Source organism: Mesorhizobium waimense, from assembly GCF_003601975.1.
GTDB classification, from domain to species: Bacteria; Pseudomonadota; Alphaproteobacteria; order Rhizobiales; family Rhizobiaceae; genus Mesorhizobium; species Mesorhizobium waimense.
On sequence record NZ_QZWZ01000152.1, the window covers coordinates 1 to 1436 of the forward strand.

The 1436-nt window shown below is 63.0% G+C and carries 1 pseudogene; it reads right to left on the bottom strand.

Annotated features, from left to right (window positions below):
• Positions 1 to 18: 18 nt before the first annotated feature.
• Positions 19 to 1372: pseudogene (locus D3227_RS40300) on the bottom strand (IS701 family transposase).
• Positions 1373 to 1436: the final 64 nt, after the last annotated feature.

Consider the following 1436-nt stretch of genomic DNA (forward strand, 5'->3'; position numbering starts at 1 on the left):
CACTACTTTGGCAGATTTTCAGGATTGAGGGATTTGCGGCAATGCGGGCAGCGGCTTGGCGGCGGCTGCGCGAGTGCGATGAGGATGGCCTGACGGACGGCGGGCAGGCTCGGTTGCGGGGGTGGACCGAGGATTCTTTTTCCCCCCTTCCGCTTCTTTGAGGCGGCGGGACTGAAGGAACGCATAGGCGATCATCGTCATGAGCGCGTGTCGGTGTAGACCTTGCCATGAGCGCCCCTCGAAGTGATCGAGACCGAGCTCTTCCTTGAGTTGCTGATGCGCCTGCTCGCAGACCCAGCGGGCCTTGATGGCACCGGCAAGCTGCTTGAGCGGTGTATCGGCGGGCAAGTTGGACAGGTAGTATTTGCGTTCGCCGGTCGAGCGGTGCTCGCCAAGGACCCACACCTCCTCACCAGGCAGATGCTGGGCGCCCAGGTCACGGATCCGCTGGGGTGGTCCATCTGCCACCCTGACACGGACCGCGGCAAAGCGCGCCGAGAGTCGACCTTTGGTGCCGCGACGCCAGCTGACTGTCCGCCATCTGGCGCTTTCCAGCATTGCCTGGGCGGTAATCGATCTCACGTCGGGGATATGCCGCTGGCGAGGACGGCCATGCCCGGCGACGGGGAAGATCATTGCCACATCCTCGGGATAGACCTTCTGCTTGAACGGGATGCCCACGGCCCAGGTGAGGCCGCGCTCGCTCAAGCCCTGCCGGAACGGCGCGGAGAGGCCATATCCAGCATCGGCAAGCACGCAGCCGAAGCGCACACCGACCGCGCGGACCCGGTCGATCTCGGCCAGCGCGATCTGCGGCTTGGTCTTGTGGACACGATGTTCATCGGGCACGCCAGCGCGATCGAGGCGGGCGGGATCGCTCGTCCAGCTTTCGGGCAAGAACAGCCGCAACCCGACCATGACCGGCACTTCGCCCGATGCCAGCGTCAGCGAGACCAGCGTCTGGCAGTTGGCATTCTTGCCCAATGCAGAAGCGTATTGCGGTGCCACGCCAACCGAGCGCTCACCCTTCTTCGGCAACGCCGTGTCGTCAATGATCAGCCAGGCGTCATCGCCGCCAACCATCCTGTCGGCCTCGGCGAGCAGAACTTTCTGCAGCGGCGCCGTATTCCATACGCTGCTTGCGATGAAGTGATGCAACCGATCATAGCTGACGTCCGCATCACGTGCCGCCATCGGCTGCACGCTCTTGCGGTCACCTGGGCCGATCAGCCCAGCGACATAGGCCGGGCACATTCGTGATCTCGTCTTGTGACCCAGAGCATCAAGGAACGGCGCAAGCCAGCGCTCAAGATCTGTCTTCCAATGCGTATCCATGGCCGGCCCTCCACAAAGCCGACCACCCATGAATCACGCAAATCGCGCCCTGGGAATCCCAAAAGTGCCGCCGCTTTCAAAAATCTGCCAAAGTAGTGCTA